This window comes from Microbacterium sp., from assembly GCF_003248605.1.
GTDB lineage: Bacteria > Actinomycetota > Actinomycetes > Actinomycetales > Microbacteriaceae > Microbacterium.
Genome location: NZ_QFPF01000019.1, coordinates 1 through 16,430 on the forward strand (window position 1 = coordinate 1; position 16,430 = coordinate 16,430).

A 16,430-nucleotide genomic window follows, 5' to 3' on the forward strand; every position below is an offset into this window, starting at 1 on the left:
CCAGCAGTCGACCGGCGCCCCGCCGTGGTGCGTCGGCTTCGGCTCGGACGCCGCCACGGGATGGCCCGGCACCGACTGGATCGAGGACGTCGTCCTGCGCCAGTCGGGCACCGACGTGTACGACCAGTGGGTCGCGAACGAGATCCCGTTCACCGACCCGCAGATCTCCTCGGCGTTCGACGAGGTGGGCAAGATCATGCTCGACCCGAACTACGTCAACGCCGGATTCGGCGATGTCCAGTCGATCGGCACGACGCCCTTCGGCGACCCGGCCTCTGCGCTGGTGTCGGGTGACTGCGTCCTGCACCACCAGGCATCGTTCTACGACGGGTTCATCCGGCGACATCTGGGCGTTCCTCACACCTCCCTTCGAGGAGGGTGCCGAGGGCGCCGTCGTCACCGGCGGTGGCGAGATCGTCGGCGCGTTCGATGATCGCGAGGCCGTCCAGATGGTGCAGGAGTACCTCTCCAGCCCCGAATGGGCCAACAGCCGCGTCGCGCTCGGCGGCGTGATCTCGGCCAACAACGGGCTCGACCCCGAGAACGCCTCGAGCGAGATCCTGTCGGCGGCGATCGAGATCCTGCAGGATCCCGGCACCACGTTCCGCTTCGACGCGTCCGACCTGATGCCCGGCGCCGTCGGCTCGGGCACGTTCTGGGCGGGCATGCGCGACTGGGTGGGCGGCACGCCGACCGCCACCGTGCTCGAGCAGATCGAGGCCGGCTGGCCGTCGAGCTGATCGACCGGGTCCGTGGGGCCGCCCCTGTCATGGGGCGGCCCCACTCCCTAACCTGAGGGCAGGCTGAGCGCCATCGCCACGCCTGCGAGTTCGACGAAGCACTCGAAAGGACCCCCGTGACCGCCTTCCTCCAGTGGCTGAGCACCCTCTCGCCGTGGCTCGAGATCCCGATCATCATCGGCGCATTCCTCGTCGTGATCGGGCTCCTGCTCTTCTTCATCGAGATCGCGCCGCGCAAGGGCCGCGTCTACACGATCATCCGCCTGGCCGCCTGTATCCTCATCCCGCTCGTCGTGCTCTGGGCGCTGCAGTCCTACACCTGGGCGATCCTCGCCGCCGGTGTCGTCGGCCTCCTCTTCTTCTGGCTCGACATGCGGGCCAAGTCCGGCGCCGGCTACCTCTTCCAGCTGATCGGATTCCTCAGCCCCGCGCTGGTGCTGCTGATCATCGGCCTCGTCATCCCGTCGATCCAGACGATCTTCCAGGCGTTCATGAACTCGCGGGGCACGGCGTTCGTCGGTCTCGACAACTTCGCCTGGATCTTCTCGACCGACGCCGGCGTGCGCACGATCCTCAACACGATCGTGTGGGTGCTCGTCGCCCCGATCGTCTCGACGATCGCGGGCCTGGCATACGCCTACTTCATCGACAAGACTCGCGGCGAGAAGTACTACAAGATCCTCGTCTTCCTGCCGATGGCGATCTCGTTCGTGGGCGCCTCGATCATCTGGCGCTTCATGTACACCGCGCGTCCCGAGGACCAGAATCAGATCGGCTTCCTGAACCAGGTCATCGTGTGGTTCGGCGGCGAGCCGATCAACTTCCTCGCGGCGGACCCCTGGAACACCTTGTTCCTCATCGTCGTGCTCATCTGGGTGCAGACCGGTTTTGCCATGGTCGTGCTCTCGGCGGCGATCAAGGGCGTGCCCACCGAGCAGCTGGAGGCGGCCGAGCTCGACGGCACCAACGGGTGGCAGCGGTTCATCAACGTCGTCGTCCCCGCCATCCGGCCCTCGCTCATCGTCGTGCTGACCACGATCTCGATCGCCTCGCTGAAGGTCTTCGACATCGTCCGCACCATGACCGCGGGCGCCAACAACACCTCGGTCATCGCCAACGAGATGTACACGCAGTTCCGCAGCTTCGAGGCCGGGCGCTCCGCGGCCTTCGCGGTGATCCTGTTCGTGCTCGTCCTGCCGATCATCGTCTACAACGCAAGGCAACTCTCCAAGCAGAGGGAGGTGCGCTGATGAGCGCCGTACAGCCGATCGAACTGCCCGTCGACCCCGACACGAAGAAGGAGCTCGCACGGGGTGAGCGCAGGGCGGAGAAGCAAGCGCTCGGGCGCACCAAGAAGCGCCTGACCTCGCGGTGGGCGACGCTTGCCGCCCTCGTCATCGCGGTGCTGTGGACCCTGCCGACCTTCGGCGTCTTCATCTCGTCGTTCCGTCCGCGGGAGTTCATCCAGACCACCGGGTGGTGGACGGTCTTCGAGAACTGGGGCTGGACCCTCGACAACTACGCCACGGCGCTGCAGTCGGGCAACAGCCAGCTGAACATGGCAGGCGCGTTCGTGAACTCGTTCGCGATCACGCTGCCGGCCACCGTCATCCCGATCGTCATCGCCTCGCTCGCCGCGTACGCGTTCGCATGGATGGACTTCAAGGGCAAGAACCTGCTGTTCCTGTTCGTGTTCGCCCTGCAGATCGTGCCGATCCAGATGGCGCTGATCCCGCTCCTGCAGCTGTTCTCGCAGGGCACGATCTTCGGCGTCCCGGTCATCCAGGCCATCGGCGCGGCGGGCTACTCGCAGGTCTGGATCGCGCACACGATCTTCGCCCTGCCGCTGGCGATCTACCTGCTGCACAACTTCACCTCCGAGATCCCGCCGGATGTCATCGAGGCGGCGCGCGTGGACGGTGCGGGGCACGGGCAGATCTACTTCCGCATCGTGCTGCCGCTGACCGTGCCGGCTCTCGCGTCGATCGCGATCTTCCAGTTCCTGTGGGTGTGGAACGACCTGCTCGTCTCGCTGATCTTCGCCGACGGCAACGTCGCGCCGATCACGAAGCTGCTGGCCGAGATGACCGGAAACCGGGGCCAGGACTGGTACCTGCTCACCGCGGGCGCGTTCATCGCGATCATCGTGCCGCTGATCGTGTTCCTCGCGCTGCAGAGATTCTTCGTGCGCGGTCTGCTCGCGGGCTCGACGAAGGGGTAGTGCGCCTCGCTACAGTGACCCCATGGATGCTGCGGCCCGGGCGGGCGTGACCAGCACAGGCACGTCCGACCCGGGCGCTGCGCGCGGGCTCTCGGCAGCCGACGTCTCCGAGCGCGTCGCAGCGGGTCGCACGAACGCGTTCGAGGCGGATACGAGCCGCACGTGGGGAAGCATCGTGCGGGCGAACGTCTTCACGCTCTTCAACGCGATCGTGTTCGCGTGCTTCGCCGCGCTGCTGGTGCTCGGCCGCTGGCAGGACGCGCTGTTCGGGCTCGCCGCGATCTTCAATGCGCTGATCGGCTGCTATCAGGAGATCAGGGCCAAGCTGGCCCTCGACCGGCTGGCGCTGCTGAACGCGCCGCGCGCGCGGGTGCGACGCGACGGCGTCGAGGCCGAGATCGCTCCCGCCGACGTCGTCCAGGACGACCTGCTCGTGCTGCGCGCGGGCGATCAGGTGCCGGCCGACGCGACGGCGCTCGATGTGCAGGGTCTGCAGGTCGACGAGTCGATGCTCACGGGGGAGTCCGATCCCGTCGACAAGCACCCGGGCGACGACCTGCTCAGCGGCTCGATCGTGGTGGGCGGGCGCGGCGACGCGCGCGCGACCAAGGTGGGTGCCGACTCGTACGCCAACCAGTTCGCCGGAGAGGCCCGCCGGTTCTCGCTCGTGCGCTCGGAGCTTCGCCGCGGGGTCAACCGGGTGCTCGCCTGGGTGGCGTGGGGCATCGGGCCCGTGGCGCTGCTTGTGACCAATGCGCAGGTCCAGGTGCAGGGCGGGTGGGAGCAGGCCCTCGCCGACGGTTCCTGGCAGCAGGCGGCGGTGGACTCGATCGCCGTGATCACGGCGATGATCCCGCTGGGGCTGGTGCTGCTGACGAGCATCACCTTCGCCGTCGGCGCGGCACGACTGGCGCGCGAGAAGGTGCTCGTGCAGGAGCTGCCGGCCGTCGAGGGTCTCGCGCGGGTCGACACGGTCTGCCTCGACAAGACCGGCACCCTCACGTACGGCGACATCGCCTTCGACGCCGAGCACCCGCTCGACGGCGATGTCGAGGGTTGGCGCGAGGCCCTCGGCTGGTTCGGTGCCGCCGCCGACGCCAACGCGACGGCCCGCAGTCTCGCCTCCCGCTACCCGGCCGCGCCGCCGCGGGTCTCCGCCCGCGAGATCCCGTTCTCGTCGCGCCGCAAGTGGAGCGCGGTGTCGTTCGCGGGCGAGCCTGGCACGTGGGTGCTCGGGGCGCCCACCATGGTCTTCCCGGATGCTGCCACCCGGGCGGTCGCGTGGAGCGGACCTCGTGCCGAGAACGGGGAGGCCTCCCTCGCCGACGCCGTGATCGAACTCGCCTCGACCGGCAGCCGCACGATCCTGCTCGCGTACTCGCCGACCCCGCTCGATGACGCTCTGGTGTCGGGGGAGAGCCTGCCGCGCGGGCTCGACCCCGTGGTGCTGCTGACCCTGCGGGAGCGGGTCCGCGAGGACGCCGCCCAGACACTGGCGTATTTCGCCGCGCAGGGAGTGGACGTCAAGGTCATCTCCGGCGATGACCCCCACACCGTCGCCGCCATCGCCCGCGAGCTCGGTCTCGACGTGTCCGCGGGCGTGGACGCGCGCACGCTCCCCGACGACGCCGATGCGCTCGCCGACGAGCTCGAGCAGCACACGGTCTTCGGCCGGGTCAGCCCCGACCAGAAGAAGGGAATCGTCACGGCCCTGCAGTCGCGGGGGCATGTCGTGGCGATGACCGGCGACGGCGTGAACGACGCCCTCGCGATCAAGCAGGCCGATATCGGCATCGCGATGAACTCGGGTTCGGCGGCGACGAAGGCCGTCGCCCGGCTCGTGCTGCTCGATGGCCGCTTCTCGAGGCTGCCGGGCGTCGTCGCCGAGGGACGCAAGGTGATCGCCAACATGGAGCGCGTCTCGATGCTCTTCCTCACCAAGACCGCCTACGCCACGACGATCGCCATCCTGTTCGGGCTCATGATCATGGAGATCCCGTTCCTGCCCCGACAGCTCTCGATCACCGACGGTCTGACGATCGGCATCCCGGCGTTCTTCCTGGCGCTGCTGCCCAACGCGCAGCGGTACATCCCCGGGTTCCTCCGCCGGTCGCTGAGCTTCGCGATCCCCGCCGGCATCACGATCGGCCTGGCTCTGACGGTGTTCTCCCGCATCGCCGGTCACCTCTGGGAGGTTCCGATCGAAGAGATCCGCACGGGGTCGACGATCATCGTCGCGATCCTCGGGATCTGGGTGCTCGCCCTCATCTCGCTGCCGCTCACCTGGATCAAGGCGGCGATCCTCGCGGGCATGGTCGGCGGGCTCGTCGTGATCCTCAATGTGCCGCTCGCCGTGGACTTCTTCGACCTCGCCTGGCCGCGAGAGGAGGCGCTGGCGCTGATCGGCGGGCTCTGCGCCGGGGCGATCGTCGTCATCGGGATCACCCGCTCGGTGCAGCAGACCTACGTCCGTCGCCAGCTCGCCGAGCTCGGCGCCAAGGACTGATCGCCGAGAAGCCGGACCCGCAAGGTCAGCCCGCGCTGCAGCCCAGCCGAGCCGCCGACGCCGCCATCGAGTCGATCTCGAACTGCTGCGTGTCCTTCATGCCCTGCGCGACGTGCAGCACCCTCGGTTCGGAGCCGAGCTCGAGCACGGCGTCGACCATCTGGATCGCGCCCTCGTGGTGGGTCGTCATCAGGTCGAGGAACATGCAGTCCGCCGCGGTGCCGGACGCGCCCTCGAACTCCGCCAGCTCGGCGTCGGTGGCCATGCCCATCTGCGCCCGCAGCTCGGCGTCGGTGAGCGGCTCACCCGATGCGCCGCCATGCGCGTGCTCGTCGGACTCCGACATCCACGCCATCATCTGTCCCCCCGATTGCGGAAGCCCCCACGACACGAGCCACGAGTACATCTCGCCCTGCTGCGCGGACTGCGCCGTCGCCATGTCGTACGCGAGAGCGCGCAGCTCAGGGTCGTCGGTCTCGCGGTACAGGGTCATCGCCATGTCGACGGCCTGCGCGTGGTGCAGCTGCATGTCGCGGGCGAATCCCGCCTCGGCCGAGTCCGAGGTGGGGGTGGATGCCTGGGTCAGGGCGCCGAAGGTCGTGAAACGTCCCGCGGCGAAGGCGAGTGCGGCGATCGCGAGGGCGCCGAGTGTGACCAGGAGCCAGCGCGGGGGTCCCGTGCGGACCGAGTCGGTCGCCACAGGACTCAGACCTTGCCCTCGCCGTCGATCGCGCCGGTGCAGACCGCGTTGGGCTCGGGGACGTCGGCGCTGCGCCAGTACTCCTCGAAGAACTGCGGGATGCGCTCGTCGTCGACCGCGTCGAGCTTGAGCTGCGAGTTCCAGCCGCTGAGGGCGATCGCCGAGTCCATGCCCTCGTGCGGGGACAGGATGTAGTAGCTGGAGGGCATGTACGACCGCAGCGTCTCGAGGTCTTCGCCCTGCACGAGCTCGGGGTCATACGTCACCCAGATCGCCCCGTGCTCCAGCGAGTGCACGGCGTACTCGTTCTGCTGGGGCACGGAGTACTCGGCGCAGTTGAGCCAGTACTGGTTGTGGGGGCCGCCCGCGGGGGGCGTCTGCTCGTACTCGACAACGCCCTCGACGTGGGTGGTCTCGTGCGCGAAGGTCTCGACGCCCGCGATCTCGATGCCTGTCCCCGCCCCCGACTCGTAGCTCGGACGCGGCGCCGGCTGGAACACGATCGAGGCGACCACGACGCCGACGACGGCCAGCGCGGCGACGCCGCCGACGATCCACCACATCACACCCGTGCGGCGACGCTTGGCGACCTGTCGCTGGTATTCGGCGAGCTTCTCGGCGCGTTTGGCCTCGCGCTGCTGCTTGACGGTCAGTGCCTGCTCGGCCTGCTTCGCGGGGTTGCCGCTCGAATTCTTGGGGGACATGCTGCGGATGCTCTCGGCTCGAAGGGGTCGAAAGGGCGGACGCGCCTCGGGTCGAGTCTATTCGCGCGCATCGTGGCGAGCCTGGACGCCGACTGCGAAACGGGTACACTGGCAGTGATCGAATCGATTCGATCAGCATCCCACTCTCTCGTCAGCAAGGTTCCTTCGTGCTCGAAACCGGCAACTCGCCCGTCGTCCCCTCCGACACCGCGAACGGCGCTGCCCACCGAGCCCGCACGGGAGCGATCCGCGTGCTCGGCGCCAACCCGGCGACCGCGCCGATCATGCTTCATCCCGGCGACAGCCTCTCCGCGGCGCGGCGGTTCGGCTACGTCATCCTGCTCGGCGCGCTGACGGCGCTCGGCCCGTTCACGATCGACCTCTACCTGCCCGCGTTCCCCGTGCTCGAGTCGGACTTCGACACCACGGCGGCGGCGATCCAGCTCACTCTCACGGGCACGATGCTCGGCTTCGCGATCGGCCAGCTGCTGGTGGGGCCGCTCTCCGACAAGGTCGGCCGACGGCTGCCGCTGATCGGAGTCACGGCACTGCACGTCGCGGCGAGCATCGCCGCGGCGATCGCGCCCACCCTCATCACGCTGGGCATCACCCGCGTGCTGATGGGCGCGGGTGCGGCCGCGGGCGGCGTGGTCGCGATGGCGATCGTGCGCGACCTGTTCGGCGGCAAGCGGCTGGTGGTCATGCTCTCGAGGCTGGCGCTCGTCTCGGGCGTCGCCCCGGTCGTGGCGCCTCTGATCGGTTCGGCGCTGCTGCTGGTGATGCCGTGGCGGGGCATCTTCGTCGTGCTCGCGGTCTACGGCGCCGTCATGCTGCTGTGCACGTTGCTCTTCATCCCCGAGACGCTCCCGCCGGCCCGGCGGGCCGAGCGCGGATCGACCACCATCTGGCAGCGCTATCGCAGCGTCTTCTCCGACCGTATCTTCGTCGGCGTCCTGGTGATCGGCGGCATGACGTTCTCCGGCCTGTTCTCCTACCTGTCGGCCTCGTCCTTCCTGTTCCAGGAGAGCTACGGATTCGACGCCCAGCTCTACGGTGTGCTCTTCGCGGTCAACTCCATCGGCCTCGTGATCGGCGTGCAGGTCTCGTCCCGCCTCGCCGCCCGGTTCGGCCCGCAGTGGGTGCTGGCCTACTCCACCGCGGCGCTCGTCGTCACCGCCGTGGCCATCATCGTGTTCGACCAGCTAGGGCTGGGGCTCTGGGGAACACTCATCCCGCTGTTCCTGTTCATGACCGCCTGCGGATTCACCTTCCCCTGCACGCAGGTGCTCGCCCTCGACCGCCACGGCAAAGCCGCGGGTACGGCGGCATCCATCCTGGGTGCGGTCAACTTCGGTGTCGCGGGGCTCGTCTCGCCGGTCGTCGGCTGGGTCTCGGGCGGTGCGGGCATCACGGCGACCACGATGGCCGGCGTGATGGCCGGGTGCGGCGTGATCGGAGTGCTCTCGCTCTGGCTGATCGTGCGCCCCCGCTCCGTGCAGGCGCTCACGCCCTGATCGGCGCTCGCAGCCCCTGCCGGGCGCTGGCATGATGAGCGGATGACACCCGCCCATCGTCGTCGGCTGACGCTCCATCTCGTGGCCGGTGTCGTGCTGCTCGCGGCCGCCGTCGCCCTCGGCGCCTGGATCTCGATCGGACGCGGCAACGCACCGTTCGACATCGACGCGCTGTGGTCGTCGTGGCTGGCATCGGGACGCACCAGCGTGCTGCTCTTCGTCTCGTACGCGATGAACTGGCTCGGCGGGGGATGGTTCGGCATCCTCGTCGTCCCCCTCGGGGTCGCGACGCTCCTGGCGGTCTCGCGCAGGCCCTGGGGAGCCGCGTACTTCCTCGCGGCATCGCTGTTCTCCGCGATCGTCGTGCAGGTGCTCAAGCGCCTCTTCGGTCGGGCTCGTCCCGAAGACATCATCGTGCTCGCCGATTTCGGCTCCTACCCCTCGGGTCACGTCGCCAACGCCGCGACCATCGCCGTCGCGCTCTTCATCGTGTTTCCGCGGCGGTGGGTGGCGCTGCTCAGCGTCGCGTGGATCCTGCTGATGGCCTTCTCGCGCACCTACCTCGGCGCGCACTGGCTGAGCGACACGGCCGGCGGCGCACTCGCCGGTGCGGGTTCGGCGCTGCTGGTCGCGGCGATCTTCACCGTGGTTCTCACTCGGGAGGACGAACGGATGCTGCGCGCCGTGCCGTCGCAGGGGTCTCACGCATGAGCGGCGATTCCTCGCAGGACCCCGCGGTGGTCGCGGCCGAGGCGGAGCTCCATCGCCTGCGCGCCGCGGCGGAGGCTGCCGACGCACAACTGACCGCGGCGCGGGCGCGCGCGGAACTCGCCGCTGCCGAAGCGCAAGCCGCGATGGCGCGTGCCAGGGTTGCGCAGGCGCCCGCGCCCGTTGCGGCCGGCGCGCCGGTGCCCGATTCCGTCGAGGCGACGGTGTCGACGACGGCGGGGCCCCTCGGTGCGGACGAGGTCGCCGCGATCATCGACGGTTACGCGTTCGCGGGGCCCGCGCTCGAGATCGGCGCCCTCGTCAACGGTGACGCGGTGCCGACCGCGGCGGTGCGCATCCCGCTGTCGATGATGAACCGGCACGGCCTCATCGCGGGCGCGACCGGCACGGGCAAGACCCGCACCCTGCAGGGTTTCGCCGAGCAGCTCGCGGCCCACGGCGTGCCGGTCTTCGCCGCCGACATCAAGGGCGACCTGACAGGCGTCGCGACCGCGGGCGAACCCTCCGACAAGCTGTCGGCCCGCACGCGGGCGATCGGTCAGGAGTGGGTGGCGACAGCATCCGTCGCGGAGTACTTCGCCCTCGGCGGCGTCGGCACGGGCATTCCGGTGCGCGCGAGTGTCTCGGGGTTCGGGCCGCTGCTGCTGGCCAAGGTCCTGGGCCTGAACCAGACCCAGGAATCGAGCCTGGGGCTCGTCTTCCACTATGCAGACCGCAACGGACTCGCCCTGGTCGACCTCGCGGACCTGCGCGCGGTGCTCACGTATCTGACCAGCGATCTCGGCAGGGCCGAGCTGGAGGGGCTCGGCGGGCTGTCGAAGGCGACGGCGGGCGTGATCCTGCGCGAGTTGATCACGTTCGCCGACGGCGGGGCGGATGTGTTCTTCGGCGAACCCGAGTTCGATGTCGCCGACTTCTTGCGCACAGCACCCGACGGTCGCGGGATCATCAGTCTGCTCGAGGTGCCGGGAGTGATCGAGCGCCCCGAGCTGTTCTCGACGTTCCTGATGTACCTGCTGGCCGAGTTGTTCGAGGTGCTGCCCGAGGTGGGGGATGTCGACAAGCCCCGACTGGTGTTCTTCTTCGATGAGGCGCACCTTCTCTTCCGGGACGCGTCGAAGGACTTCCTCGCCGCCATCACCCAGACGGTCCGCCTCATCCGGTCCAAGGGGGTCGGGGTCTTCTTCGTCACGCAGACGCCGAAGGACGTGCCCTCCGACGTGCTCGGGCAGCTGGGTTCGCGGGTGCAGCACGCGCTGCGGGCGTTCACCCCCGACGATGCCAAGGCGCTGCGGGCGAGCGTCGGCACCTACCCGCGGTCGGGATACGACCTGGAACGTGTGCTGCAGGAGCTGGGCACCGGCGAGGCGATCGTGACCGTGATGAACGAGAAGGGTGCGCCCTCGCCTGTCGCCTGGACGCGCCTGCGGGCGCCGCAGGGGCTGATGTCGCCGACGCCGGCCCCGGCGATCCAGGGCGCCGTGCAGGCCTCGCCGCTGCTCGCGCGATACGGCACGGCGATCGATCCCGAGTCGGCGCGGGAGATGCTCGCCGCGCGGATGAGCGCGGCGGCCGAGGCGGCCGCGATGGAAGAGGCGGCGCTCGCGAAGGCGAAGACGGACGCGGAGTATGCGAGGCAGCGCGCCGCGATCGAGCGGGTCGAGGAGGCCGAGGCCAAGAAGGCCGCGGCGGCGGAGAAGAAGGCGCGGGCCGAGTACGAGCGTCTGTTGAAGAAGACGCAGGGACGGGCGCGCACCCCCGCCCGGGCCCAGAAGTCGACGATCGAGCAGGTTCTCGGGTCGAAGGCGACCCAGACGGTGCTGACGAGTGTCATCCGCGGGATCTTCGGCACCGGCCGCCGCTGATCTCGGTCTGTCTGGCCCCGCCCCGTGCACAGCTGCGGACCGGCAGCGCAACACGCCGGTGCACCGACCCCATCCCCGGCGTGTCGGCGATCACGTCCGCAGCTGTGCACACCGGCACCGGCCTCCGCCTCGATCAGATACCTATCGGCATAGGCATCTGCGGGGGTGAGGCGTAGCATGGCGGCATGGCGACGAAGCCCCCGGCATCAGATATCGACGAGTCCCGTCTGCACGTCACGCGCCCCAAGAAGGTCGCCGTCGGCGTGCCCGCGGTGCTGCACGCGCTGCAGATCGCGAACGAGCAGATGGGCGTGGGGCGCAGCATCCAGACCCTCATGCGGGTCAACCAGAAGGACGGCTTCGACTGTCCCGGATGCGCGTGGCCCGAGGAGGACAAGCGCCACATCGCCGAGTTCTGCGAGAACGGCGCGAAGGCCGTCGCCGAGGAGGCGACGGTGCGCCGGGTGGGGCCCGAGTTCTTCGCGGCCCACCCGATCGACGACCTGCGCGCACACGATGACTGGTGGCTCGGGCAGCAGGGGCGGCTGACGCAGCCCATGGTGCTCGACGCGGGCGCGACTCACTACCGGCCGATCTCGTGGGACGAGGCGCTGGGTGAGATCGCCGCCGAGCTGCGGGGGCTCGACGACCCCGACGACGCCGTGTTCTACACCTCGGGGCGCACCTCGAACGAGGCTGCCTTCCTCTATCAGCTGCTCGTGCGGGGCCTCGGCACGAACAACCTGCCCGACTGCTCGAACATGTGCCACGAATCCAGCGGGTCGGCGCTGACCGAGACGATCGGCATCGGCAAGGGCACGGTGTCGATCGACGACATCCACGGGGCCGACCTGCTCATCGTCGCGGGCCAGAACCCCGGCACCAACCACCCCCGCATGCTGAGCGCGCTCGAGAAGGCGAAGGAGCGCGGCGCGACGATCATCGCGGTCAATCCGCTGCCCGAGGCGGGCCTGATGCGTTTCGAGAACCCGCAGACGCCCAAGGGTGTGCTGCTGGGTGGCACGAAGCTCGCCGACCAGTTCGTCCAGATCCGCCTCGGCGGCGACCAGGCGCTGTTCCAGGCGATCGGCAAGGTCCTGATCGAGGCGGCGGATGCCGGAGCCGACGTGCTCGACACCGACTTCATCGCCGCGCACACGACCGGGTTCGACGCGTACGCCGAGGCCGTGCGCGCTGTGCCGTGGAGCGAGCTGGTTCAGGCGACCGGCATTTCGGAAGGGTCGCTGCGGCACGTCGCCGACACCGTCCGGCGATCGAGCGCGACGATCGTCTGCTGGGCGATGGGACTGACCCAGCACAAGCACTCCGTCCCGACGCTGCGCGAGGTCGTGAACGTGCTGCTGCTGCAGGGCAACATCGGCCGGCCCGGCGCGGGCGTGTGTCCCGTGCGAGGGCACTCCAACGTGCAGGGCGATCGCACCATGGGCATCTACGAGAAGCCGTCCGAGGCCTTCCTCGAGGCGCTCGACCGCGAGTTCTCGTTCACCGCGCCGCGCGAGCACGGCTACGACACCGTCGAGGCGATCCGCGCCATGCGCGACGGCCGGGTGCGCGTCTTCCTCGGCATGGGCGGCAACTTCGTCAGCGCGACCCCCGACACCCGCGTGGTGGAGGAGGGGATGTCGCGGTGCGATCTCACCGTGCACGTGTCGACCAAACTCAACCGCTCGCACGTCGTGACGGGGCGCCGCGCGATCATCCTGCCGACCCTCGGTCGCACCGACCGTGACACGCGCGCCGGAGGGGAGCAGCGGGTCACGGTCGAGGACTCGATGGGTGCCGTGCACGCGTCCCGCGGCCGGCTGCGGCCCCCGTCGTCCGACATGCTCAGCGAGGTCGCGATCATCGCGCGCCTGTGCGCGCTGGTCTTCGGCCAGGATGCGGGGCAGAGTTCCGTCGTCGCCCCGGCGTCGCACGGCGGCGACGTCGACCGCGACCAGGTCGAGCGCACGGCCTGCGAAGAGGCTGCCGGCCCCGACGCCGTTCTCGTCGGCGATGCCGGCAACGTGCCGCACGCCGACTGGGGCGCGCTGGAATCCGACTACGCGCTCATCCGATCGCACATCGCGCGCGTCATTCCGGGCTTCGAGGACTACGAGACCCGCATCGCGAAGGGGCGCATGTTCTTCCTGCCGAACGGCCCCCGCGACGGGCGGCGTTTTGCGACAGCATCCGGTCTGGCGCACTTCACGGTCAACGCGCTGGAGTACCCGCGGATCCCCGAGGGGCGGCTGCTGCTGCAGACCCTGCGCTCGCACGATCAGTACAACACCACGATCTACGGCAAGGACGACCGCTATCGCGGCATCCACGACGGGCGGCGCGTCGTCATGGTGAACCCGGACGACATCGATGCCCTGGGGTTCGCGGACGGCGACGTGATCGATCTCGTGTCGGAGTGGCGCGGCCCCTCGGGCGATCTCGAGCAGCGGCGGGCCGAGGCGTTCCGGATCGTGGCGTACCGCACGCCGCGCGGCAACGCGGCGGCCTACTATCCCGAGACCAACGTGCTCGTGCCGCTGGATTCGACCGCCGACGTCTCGGGGACGCCGACGTCCAAGTCGGTCATCGTCCGGCTCGAGCGGCGCGGGGGCTGACGGCTCGCGGCCCGGCCCCGCGGCCCGGCCCCGCGGCCCGGCCCGGCGCGCCGGCCGCGCGACGTTGCCGAACCCACATTTTTGCAGCGAAACCCCACGCGTCGAGTGGTGGCTCGCTGCAAAAATGTGGGTTCGGCGTTCACGAGGGCGCCGCGGCCCTTGCGGGCGCGACGAACGGGGGCGCCGTCAAGGGGTTGCCGCCGTCGCGCCCCGGCCCGTAGCGTCGCGAGTGTGACCCAGATCGCGGCGCCCACGGGGCGCGAAGAAGCCCTGCGCGCCCGGCCCCGACCCGACGGAGACCAACCGCGGGCCCTCGTGATCGGCTCCACCGGCTACATCGGCGGGCGGCTCGTGCCGCGCCTGATCGCCGCCGGCTACCGCGTGCGCGTGCTCGCCCGCGACGCGGCCCGTGTCGCGGCCTACGAGTGGGGCGATGACGTCGAGATCGAACTCGGAGCCGCCGAAGACGTGGATGCGCTCACCCGTGCCGTCGCGGACGTCGACGTGCTCTACTACCTCGTGCATTCGATGGGTGGTGGCAAGGACTTCGCCGACACCGATCTGCGCGCGGCCCGCGTCGTCGCCGAGGCCGCGGCGGCCGCCGGCGTGACGCGCCTGGTCTATCTCGGCGGGCTGCACCCCGACGACGCCGAGCTCTCGCGGCACCTGCGCTCGCGCGTCGAAGTCGGCGAGGTGTTCCTCGCCTCGGGCGTACCCACGCTCGTGCTGCAGGCGGGCGTCGTGATCGGCTCGGGTTCCGCGTCGTTCGAGATGGTGCGACACCTGACCGAGGTGCTGCCCTATATGCCGGCGCCCAAATGGGTGCGCAACCGCATCCAGCCGATCGCCGTGCGCGACGTGCTGCACTACCTGCTCGGCGCTGCGCGCATCGCGCCCGACGTCAATCGCACGGTCGACATCGGCGGACCCGACGTGCTCCGCTACGGCCAGATGATGAACGGGTACGCCGTCGAGGCGGGGCTGCCGCAGCGCGCGATCGCGGCGCTGCCGGTGCTGACCCCGGGGCTCGCGTCGCACTGGGTCAACCTCGTCACACCGATCCCGGGGTCGCTCGCGCGTCCGCTCGTGGAGTCGCTGCAGAACGACTGCGTCATGAAGGACCACGACATCGACGGGCTGATCCCGCCGCCCGAGGACGGCCTCACCCCCTACCGCCGCGCCGTGGCGCTCGCGCTCGGTCGGGAGAAGGTGCACGGGGTCGAGACGAGCTGGCAGGATGCCGCCGTCCACAGCGCCCCGAGCGATCCGCTGCCGGCCGACCCCGACTGGGCGGGTCGGGTCGTGTACACCGACGCGCGTCGCATGGACACCGCCGCGCCGGCCGAGGATCTCTGGGAGGTCATCGAGGGCATCGGCGGCGAACGCGGCTGGTACTCATGGCCGCTCGCGTGGGCCGTGCGCGGGTGGATGGACAAGGTCGTCGGGGGCGTGGGCCTGCGCCGCGGCAGGCGGCATCCCGATCGCCTCGCCGTCGGCGACGCCCTCGACTTCTGGCGCGTCGAGGACGTCGAGCGCGGCGGCGGTGCGGCCGATTCGCTGCTGCGCCTGCGCGCCGAGATGAAGGTGCCGGGCCTGGCATGGCTCGAGATGCGTGCGGTGCCCACCGCGGGTGGCGCGCGGTACGAACAGCGGGCGGTGTTCTTTCCGCGGGGACTTGCGGGCCGACTCTACTGGCTGGCCGTGCTGCCCTTTCACGGTTTCATCTTCGCGGGCATGGCCAACCGCATCGTGGCCGCGGCCGAGGCGCGCGATGAGGGCGAGTGACGCACGCCTAGGCTGAAGCCATGCATGTGCACGCGTCCTCCGAACCGCCCCCCGCCGCCGTCATCACGGTGTCGGACCGCTCGGCCGGGGGCGTGCGCGCCGACCACAGCGGGCCCGTCGCCGTGGAGTCCTTCCGTGCGGCGGGATACACCTGCGCCGACGCGACGGTCGTCTCCGACGGCGCCGACAGTGTCGCGGATGCGCTGCGCGCGGCGCTCGCAACGGGCGCCCGGGTGATCGTCACGACCGGGGGCACGGGGGTCGGCCCCCGCGATCAGACGCCCGAGGGCACCGCGCGTGTGCTCGATCGGGAGGTGCCCGGAATCGCCGAGCAGCTGCGTCGTCTCGGCGCGGACGAGAAGCCCGCCGGGATGCTGTCCCGCGGTCTCGCCGGAGTCGTCGACACCGCGGGGGCGCTGATCGTGAACCTGCCGGGTTCGACCGCGGCGGTCGCGTCGGGCATGCCTGTCGTGCTCTCGGTCGCGCGGCATGTCGTCGATCAGCTCGCGGGCGGTGATCACTGATGGGTGGCGTGGAGCACGCGGGCGGGGTTGGCCTGGAGCACGCGGGTGGCCTGGAGCACGCGGGTGGCGTGGAGCACGCGGGCGGCGTGAGCGACGCCAGCGGCGTCCGCCTCGCGCGGATCAGTTCGGAGCCTCTCGATCTCGACGCGCACCTGCGCGCCGTCGACGATGCGGGCGCCGGCGCTCTGACGACCTTCGTCGGCCGCGTGCGCGACCATGATCCGGATGCGGCCGGTGCCGTCGTCGCGCTCGAGTACACCGCGCATCCCGACGCCGAGACGGGTCTCGTGCGAATCGCGGCCGACGCGATCGGCGGAGGCGGGGCGATCGTTGCCGTCAGTCACCGGATCGGGCGCCTCGCCGTCGGCGATGCGGCGGTCGTGATCGCCGTCGCCTCGTCGCACCGGGCCGAGGCTTTCGAGGTGTGCCGCACGATCATCGAGACGATCAAGACCGATCTGCCGGTGTGGAAGCGTCAGGTCGAGGCCGACGGCACGACGGCGTGGAAGGGTCTCGGCGGCTGA

At 70.2% G+C, this 16,430-nt stretch carries 13 protein-coding genes and 1 pseudogene; 12 read left to right on the plus strand and 2 right to left on the minus strand.

Annotated elements, in window-relative coordinates; all coding sequences use genetic code 11:
• From DI573_RS14735 to DI573_RS04645, 5 genes and pseudogenes are all read left to right on the plus strand, one after another.
• Positions 1–433 (plus strand): annotated as a pseudogene (locus DI573_RS14735) (hypothetical protein); the annotation flags it as partial.
• 16 nt (positions 434–449) lie between these two features.
• Positions 450–740, plus strand: coding sequence for a hypothetical protein (locus DI573_RS14740; protein WP_363331337.1), 291 nt, complete (start codon positions 450–452; stop codon positions 738–740).
• A 116-nt stretch (positions 741–856) separates the two neighbouring features.
• The gene (locus DI573_RS04635; RefSeq protein WP_292811148.1) at positions 857–1,990 is read left to right on the plus strand and encodes a sugar ABC transporter permease; all 1,134 of its coding nucleotides are present in this window, start codon (positions 857–859) and stop codon (positions 1,988–1,990) included.
• A complete protein-coding gene (locus DI573_RS04640; RefSeq protein WP_292811150.1) occupies positions 1,990–2,961 on the plus strand; it encodes a carbohydrate ABC transporter permease in 972 nt (323 codons plus the stop codon). The genes DI573_RS04635 and DI573_RS04640 overlap by 1 nt, the downstream gene beginning before the upstream one ends.
• Positions 2,962–2,983: 22 nt before the next feature.
• A complete protein-coding gene (locus DI573_RS04645) occupies positions 2,984–5,467 on the plus strand; it encodes an HAD-IC family P-type ATPase (RefSeq protein WP_292811152.1) in 2,484 nt (827 codons plus the stop codon).
• A gap of 25 nt (positions 5,468–5,492) precedes the next feature.
• Here the strand turns inward: DI573_RS04645 and DI573_RS04650 are convergent, their stop codons facing one another.
• Together DI573_RS04650 and DI573_RS04655 are read right to left on the minus strand one after the other, a co-directional pair.
• On the minus strand, positions 5,493–6,167 hold the full coding sequence (locus tag DI573_RS04650) for a DUF305 domain-containing protein (protein ID WP_292811154.1): 675 nt from the start codon (positions 6,165–6,167) through the stop codon (positions 5,493–5,495).
• 5 nt (positions 6,168–6,172) lie between these two features.
• Positions 6,173–6,871 (minus strand): DUF3105 domain-containing protein, encoded by a 699-nt coding sequence (locus tag DI573_RS04655; protein WP_292811156.1) that lies wholly within the window; start codon positions 6,869–6,871, stop codon positions 6,173–6,175.
• A 167-nt stretch (positions 6,872–7,038) separates the two neighbouring features.
• Here DI573_RS04655 and DI573_RS04660 point away from each other — a divergent pair, with 167 nt between their 5' ends.
• The 7 genes from DI573_RS04660 (at position 7,039) to DI573_RS04690 (ending at position 16,430) form a co-directional block, all read left to right on the plus strand.
• Positions 7,039–8,385, plus strand: a complete 1,347-nt coding sequence (locus tag DI573_RS04660) for a multidrug effflux MFS transporter (protein ID WP_292811158.1) — start codon at positions 7,039–7,041, stop codon at positions 8,383–8,385.
• A 42-nt stretch (positions 8,386–8,427) separates the two neighbouring features.
• Entirely contained in the window at positions 8,428–9,096 is a 669-nt protein-coding gene (locus DI573_RS04665; protein ID WP_292811160.1) for a phosphatase PAP2 family protein, read from the plus strand.
• Positions 9,093–10,979 (plus strand): helicase HerA-like domain-containing protein, encoded by a 1,887-nt coding sequence (locus tag DI573_RS04670; RefSeq protein ID WP_292811163.1) that lies wholly within the window; start codon positions 9,093–9,095, stop codon positions 10,977–10,979. Before DI573_RS04665 ends, DI573_RS04670 begins: the two co-directional genes overlap by 4 nt.
• Before the next feature lie 185 nt (positions 10,980–11,164).
• A complete protein-coding gene (locus DI573_RS04675) occupies positions 11,165–13,597 on the plus strand; it encodes an FdhF/YdeP family oxidoreductase (RefSeq protein ID WP_292811165.1) in 2,433 nt (810 codons plus the stop codon).
• Between the two features lie 231 nt (positions 13,598–13,828).
• The gene (locus tag DI573_RS04680) at positions 13,829–15,382 is read left to right on the plus strand and encodes an SDR family oxidoreductase (protein ID WP_292811167.1); all 1,554 of its coding nucleotides are present in this window, start codon (positions 13,829–13,831) and stop codon (positions 15,380–15,382) included.
• A 20-nt stretch (positions 15,383–15,402) separates the two neighbouring features.
• A complete protein-coding gene (locus DI573_RS04685; protein WP_292811169.1) occupies positions 15,403–15,906 on the plus strand; it encodes a MogA/MoaB family molybdenum cofactor biosynthesis protein in 504 nt (167 codons plus the stop codon).
• Positions 15,906–16,430 carry a molybdenum cofactor biosynthesis protein MoaE gene (locus DI573_RS04690; RefSeq protein WP_292811171.1) on the plus strand — a complete coding sequence of 175 codons (525 nt, stop codon included), beginning with the start codon at positions 15,906–15,908 and terminating at the stop codon, positions 16,428–16,430. Before DI573_RS04685 ends, DI573_RS04690 begins: the two co-directional genes overlap by 1 nt.

What these genes read in the sequence shown, in the direction of transcription:
- DI573_RS14740 (WP_363331337.1), top strand. Translation starts at nt 450, where the DNA reads ATGGTGCAGGAGTACCTCTCCAGCCCCGAATGGGCCAACAGCCGCGTC.
- DI573_RS04640 (WP_292811150.1), top strand. Translation starts at nt 1,990, where the DNA reads ATGAGCGCCGTACAGCCGATCGAACTGCCCGTCGACCCCGACACGAAG.
- DI573_RS04645 (WP_292811152.1), top strand. Translation starts at nt 2,984, where the DNA reads ATGGATGCTGCGGCCCGGGCGGGCGTGACCAGCACAGGCACGTCCGAC.
- DI573_RS04655 (WP_292811156.1), bottom strand. Translation starts at nt 6,871, where the DNA reads ATGTCCCCCAAGAATTCGAGCGGCAACCCCGCGAAGCAGGCCGAGCAG.
- DI573_RS04665 (WP_292811160.1), top strand. Translation starts at nt 8,428, where the DNA reads ATGACACCCGCCCATCGTCGTCGGCTGACGCTCCATCTCGTGGCCGGT.
- DI573_RS04670 (WP_292811163.1), top strand. Translation starts at nt 9,093, where the DNA reads ATGAGCGGCGATTCCTCGCAGGACCCCGCGGTGGTCGCGGCCGAGGCG.
- DI573_RS04675 (WP_292811165.1), top strand. Translation starts at nt 11,165, where the DNA reads ATGGCGACGAAGCCCCCGGCATCAGATATCGACGAGTCCCGTCTGCAC.
- DI573_RS04685 (WP_292811169.1), top strand. Translation starts at nt 15,403, where the DNA reads ATGCATGTGCACGCGTCCTCCGAACCGCCCCCCGCCGCCGTCATCACG.
- DI573_RS04690 (WP_292811171.1), top strand. Translation starts at nt 15,906, where the DNA reads ATGGGTGGCGTGGAGCACGCGGGCGGGGTTGGCCTGGAGCACGCGGGT.